The sequence below is a fragment of the Microbacterium sp. UBA3394 genome (genome assembly GCF_002358725.1).
GTDB lineage: Bacteria > Actinomycetota > Actinomycetes > Actinomycetales > Microbacteriaceae > Microbacterium > Microbacterium luteum.
On sequence record NZ_DEPK01000236.1, the window covers coordinates 1 to 4,651 of the forward strand.

The 4,651-nt window shown below is 66.1% G+C and carries 7 protein-coding genes and 2 tRNA genes; 2 read left to right on the forward strand and 7 right to left on the reverse strand.

All coding sequences use genetic code 11. From position 1 onward, the window contains the following. Positions 1–674, reverse strand: a 674-nt coding sequence (locus B4E30_RS14365; protein WP_286795784.1) for a rhomboid family intramembrane serine protease, incomplete at its 3' end; no start/stop codon positions are given. 19 nt (positions 675–693) lie between these two features. Continuing rightward, the gene (locus B4E30_RS14370) at positions 694–1,251 is read right to left on the reverse strand and encodes a peptidylprolyl isomerase (protein WP_286795786.1); all 558 of its coding nucleotides are present in this window, start codon (positions 1,249–1,251) and stop codon (positions 694–696) included. A gap of 99 nt (positions 1,252–1,350) precedes the next feature. On the opposite strand from B4E30_RS14370, the gene B4E30_RS14375 reads away from it, so the two are divergent. Both B4E30_RS14375 and B4E30_RS14380 read left to right on the forward strand, forming a co-directional pair. After that, positions 1,351–1,935: a DNA helicase gene (locus B4E30_RS14375; protein ID WP_286795787.1), complete on the forward strand. Its 585-nt coding sequence runs from the start codon at positions 1,351–1,353 to the stop codon at positions 1,933–1,935. Continuing rightward, positions 1,935–2,420: an aminoacyl-tRNA deacylase gene (locus B4E30_RS14380; RefSeq protein ID WP_286795793.1), complete on the forward strand. Its 486-nt coding sequence runs from the start codon at positions 1,935–1,937 to the stop codon at positions 2,418–2,420. The genes B4E30_RS14375 and B4E30_RS14380 overlap by 1 nt, the downstream gene beginning before the upstream one ends. Here the strand turns inward: B4E30_RS14380 and B4E30_RS14385 are convergent, their stop codons facing one another. The 5 genes from B4E30_RS14385 to B4E30_RS14405 form a co-directional block, all read right to left on the reverse strand. Then, positions 2,421–2,843, reverse strand: a complete 423-nt coding sequence (locus tag B4E30_RS14385) for an NUDIX hydrolase (protein WP_286795789.1) — start codon at positions 2,841–2,843, stop codon at positions 2,421–2,423. Positions 2,844–2,919: 76 nt separating this feature from the next. Continuing rightward, positions 2,920–2,992: transfer RNA gene (locus B4E30_RS14390), tRNA-Ala, on the reverse strand. 11 nt (positions 2,993–3,003) lie between these two features. Beyond that, a tRNA-Ile gene (locus tag B4E30_RS14395) sits at positions 3,004–3,077 on the reverse strand. An 81-nt stretch (positions 3,078–3,158) separates the two neighbouring features. After that, positions 3,159–3,563, reverse strand: coding sequence for a DUF3566 domain-containing protein (locus B4E30_RS14400; RefSeq protein WP_071044222.1), 405 nt, complete (start codon positions 3,561–3,563; stop codon positions 3,159–3,161). After that, a partial coding sequence (locus tag B4E30_RS14405) for a DNA gyrase C-terminal beta-propeller domain-containing protein (protein ID WP_286795791.1) occupies positions 3,560–4,651 on the reverse strand: 1,092 nt, incomplete at its 5' end. The genes B4E30_RS14400 and B4E30_RS14405, both read right to left, overlap by 4 nt.

Below are 4,651 nucleotides of genomic sequence, written 5' to 3' on the forward strand. Positions count from 1 at the left end.
CCGAGGATGATGGCGATGCCGGTGACGTTCGCACCGAGGTGGCGTCCGATGACAAGCAGGGCACCGAACAGTCCGAAGATCGCGCCCGATGCGCCGACGACCTGGGTCGGGAACGACAGGAGTGCGACCGCGACCGAACCGCCCAGCGTGCTGAGGAGGTACAGCGTCAGAAACCGCCAGCGACCGAGAAGGGGTTCGAGGCTGCGGCCGATCAGCCACAGTGCCAGCATGTTCAGGCCGATGTGCCAGAAGCTCGAGTGCACGAGTGCGACGGTGAGGAGCGTCCAGGGCTGGAACGGCACCGGAAGCGTCGGATAGATGCTCGGCGCCCAGAACAGCAGCGAACCCCGGACGAGATCGCCGAAGCCGGGGATCAGCCCCAGCAGGAACGCGAACGCGGTGATCGCGATGATCGCGTAGGTGACCACCGGACGGCCGCCGTAGGTGGCGACCGCCCGGGGTCGGGACCAGCGCCGCTCGGCCTTGCGCTGAGCGGGAGACTGCTTCTTCCGCTGCTCGGCCATGCATTCCGGACAGATGACACCGACCGCCCCCTGGGTCTGGCACTCGGGACAGATCGTCCGCAGGCACCGCTGGCAGAGCACGAAGCTCTGCCGGTCCGGGTGGCGATAGCAGTAGTTGTCGGTGTTCCGCTGGAAGTCGGCCGAGGTCATGGAGGATCGCGGCGAGGCGTCAGGCTGCGACGATGTCGACAGACTCGAGCACGACCGGCTCGATGGGGCGGTCACCGGCGGCCGTGGGGACCTTGCTGATCGCGTCGACGACCTTCTTCGACTCCTCGTCGGCGACCTCACCGAAGATGGTGTGCTTGCCCTGCAGCCACGGGGTCGGGTCGGTGGTGATGAAGAACTGAGAGCCGTTGGTGCCCTCGGGCTTGCCCGTGAGCGCGTTGCGGCGCAGACCGGCGTTGGCCATCGCGAGCTTGTACGGCGCGTTGAAGTTCAGGTCGCCGTTGATCTCGTCGTCGAAGGTGTAGCCGGGGCCGCCGACTCCCTGACCGAGCGGGTCGCCGCCCTGGATCATGAAGCCGGGGATGATGCGGTGGAAGACGACGTCCTTGTACAGCGGACCTTCTCCGGGCTGGCCGGTGGAGGGGTGAGTCCAGGAGCCGGTCCCGTCGGCGAGCCCGGTGAAGTTCTTCACCGTGCGCGGGGCGTGGTCTCCGAAGAGGTTGACGACGATGTCGCCGTGGTTGGTGTGCAGTGTGGCGACGGCGGTGTGCTGAGGCATGTCTATATTCTCGCAGAGTTGCGTGCAAGGCCCTCCGTCCACGGGATGCGTCTGGCAAGATGGGGACGAACTGACAGTCCCGGATTTAGGGAGGGCCCCGTGAGCCTGAGCCGCAAGCGCAAGAAGGAACTCCGCAAGCTCCAGAAGCACGCGAACAAGGTGTGGGATTCGCAGCAGGTGCTGGTGGACGAGGCTGCGGGCATCGCCCGCGAGGCCGGTCGTCAGCTCGGCAACTACAACCGCGAGCAGATCGTTCCTCAGGTGCAGCAGGCCTACGGCAAGTACGCGGCACCGTACGTCGACAAGAGCCTGGCCTACTCCAAGAACGTGTTGAGCGACAAGGTGGTGCCGGCCACCGGTGCCCTGGTGGGCTCGGCGCTCTCGGTATGGGATGCCGCCAACGACACCCGCGGCCGACTCAAGGCCGGCAAGGGCTTCGGCGAGATCGACTCGAAGAAGTACGCCAAGAAGGCCGACAAGTACGGCAAGGACGTGCAGAAGAAGCTCGCCAAGAAGCTCGCCGCTCTGGAGCCGCAGCGCACGGGCATCGGTGCGGGTGGGGTGATCGCCATCATCCTCGGCGTCGCCGCCGCGGCCGGTGTGCTCTACGCTGCGTGGCAGACTCTTCGCGCCGATGACGAGCTGTGGGTCGCTGACGACCCGCTGCGCGCTCCCGACGCGTGATCGAGACGCCGCCTTCACTTCATCGAGCCCGTGACGCCGCCCAGGCGCGCGGGCTCGATGTGTCTTTCCGCGAACGCCCGGCCGCGAACAGTCTCGCGGAGGCTGCGGCGCTTCTCGGCATCCCGCCACGCGGGATCGTGAAGACCCTGGTGGTCAAGCGCTCGGATGACACCTACCTCTTCGCGTTGGTACCCGGAGACCGGGCAATCTCCTGGCCGAAGCTGCGTGCGCTGGTCGGCGTGAACCGGCTCCAACTGGCTCCGCCGGAGCAGGCGCTCGCGGCGACGGGGTACGAGCGCGGCACGATCGTGCCGGTCGGGAGCAGCACGGCCCTGCCGATCTTCGTCGATGAGACCATCGTGGGGGAGCGCATCGCGATGGGAGCGGGCGCTCACGGATACAGCATGTTCGTCGAGGCCGACGAGCTCATCGCCGCCTACGATGCGATCGTCGCCGACATCACGAAGCCGCTCGAGAGCGCGTGATCATCCCTCGCCCGCCATCCGCAGGGCGATGTCGACCAGACGCACGCGCTGCAGGTTGCGCACGGTCCTCATCGGAAACCATTCGGCTCGGTCCGTCGAGCCGTCGACTTCGTTCCGCAGTCGACCGCCCGTGACATGGGCGCGGTAGACGATGCGCAACGTGTGCAGCGGGCCGCGCGCATCGTCTGCGAGGCGCCGCCCCTCGGGGATGACACGGGAGTGGATGCCGAGCAGCTCGTCGATGTCGACGCGATAGCCGGTCTCCTCCCGCACCTCGCGGCGGGCGGCTCGTTCGGGGTCTTCACCGGGTTCGAGACCGCCCCCGGGCATCGTCCAGGCTGCTCGTCGTCCCTCGATCCAGTGGGCCAGCAGCAGGCGACCGTCATCGACGATCACCGCGTAAGCCGCGACCCGCATGTCCATGACGACAGACTATCCGTCTGCATGGAGCCGGAATCGGACACGAAGACGCCCCGGCAGGAGCCGAGGCGTCTCATTGTGGAGCCTAGGAGATTCGAACTCCTGACATCCTGCTTGCAAAGCAGGCGCTCTACCAACTGAGCTAAGGCCCCGGGACCGTGAGTGGGGCTACCAGGACTTGAACCTGGGACCTCTTCATTATCAGTGAAGCGCTCTAACCGCCTGAGCTATAGCCCCGTGTGGAGTGACGACCGGGGCCGTCAACCTCCAAGACTTTACCCGATGTGCGCGATATTCACGAAATCGGGTGGACGCGGGTCAGTTCGAGGTGAACCCGACGAGGAGGCCGCCGGTGACCTTGACCGCGAGGTTGTAGACGCCGGCGACGACGGCACCCATCACCGTGACGACGACGAGGTTGAGGATCGCGACGACCGACGAGAAGGCGAGCACCTGCGGAAAGCCGACGAAGGCGCGGATCGACACCCCGCCGTCGGAGAAGCTGGTGAAGAACTCGTCGACCTGGTCGATGATCCCCGTCGTCTGCACGATGGCGAAGACCAGGAGGTACGCCACGACCGTGGCGATCGAGATCGCGACCGCCGCCAGGAACGAGAGCTTCACGGCGGACCAGAAGTCCACGTAGACCAGACGCAGGCGTACCTGCTTCGCGCTGGCCTTGGAACTCGATTTCTTCGCGAGCTTGTCGGCTACCGTGCTCATGCGTCCATACTCTTCTCAGTCGACTGGGAATCGTCCGAGGGGGCAGACGGGTTCTCTTCCTCGGCGGCTTCTTCGGCCACAGCCCGCTCGATGTTTCGCGCGATCGCGAGGATCTTGTCATCCTCGCTGAGGCGGGCGAACACCACACCCATGGTGTCGCGACCCTTGGCGGGCACCTCGGCCACGGCAGAGCGTACCACCTTGCCGCTGGCAAGGACCACCAAGACCTCGTCGTCGCTGTGCACCAGCAGCCCGCCGGCGAGAACGCCCCGGTCATCGTGGAGTTTGGCGACCTTGATGCCGAGACCGCCCCGACTCTGAGTGCGGTACTGACCCACTTCCGTGCGCTTGGCATAGCCGCCGTCTGTCACCACGAACACGAACTCGTCGTCCTTGGCGACCGACGCCGAGAGCAGGCTGTCGCGGTCGCGGAACGTCATTCCCTTCACGCCTTCCGTCGCGCGCCCCATCGGGCGAAGCGCATCGTCGGTGGCGGTGAAGCGCAACGACATGCCGTTCCGGCTGATGAGGAGGATGTCCTCGCCTTCGTCGATGAGAAGGGCGCTCACCAGTTCGTCCTCGTCGCGAAGTCGGATCGCGATGACCCCACCCTGGCGGTTGGTGTCGTAGTCGGTCAGACGCGTCTTCTTCACCAGCCCGCTGCGGGTCGCGAGCACGAGGTAGTCGGCGACGTTGTAGTCGCGGATGTCGCGGATCTGCGCAATCTCCTCGTCGGGCTGCAGCGCAAGCAGATTCGCGACGTGCTGCCCCTTCGCGTCACGCCCTCCCTCGGGCACCTCGTACGCCTTGGCGCGATACACCCGTCCCTTGTTCGTGAAGAACAGCAGCCAGTGGTGCGTGGTGGTCACGAAGAAGTGCTCGACGACGTCGTCGGCTCGCAGCTGGGCGCCGCGTACGCCGCGTCCGCCCCGGTGCTGTGAGCGGTAATTGTCGCTGCGGGTGCGCTTGATGTATCCCGCACGGGTCACGGTGACGACCATCTCCTCCTCGGGAATGAGGTCTTCGACGGACATGTCTCCGTCGAACCCGTGCAGAATGTGCGTGCGACGGTCGTCGCCGAACTTGTC

Excerpts from the sequence above, each read along its gene's own strand:
- B4E30_RS14370 (WP_286795786.1), bottom strand. The coding sequence starts at position 1,251 with ATGCCTCAGCACACCGCCGTCGCCACACTGCACACCAACCACGGCGAC.
- B4E30_RS14385 (WP_286795789.1), bottom strand. The coding sequence starts at position 2,843 with ATGGACATGCGGGTCGCGGCTTACGCGGTGATCGTCGATGACGGTCGC.
- B4E30_RS14400 (WP_071044222.1), bottom strand. The coding sequence starts at position 3,563 with ATGAGCACGGTAGCCGACAAGCTCGCGAAGAAATCGAGTTCCAAGGCC.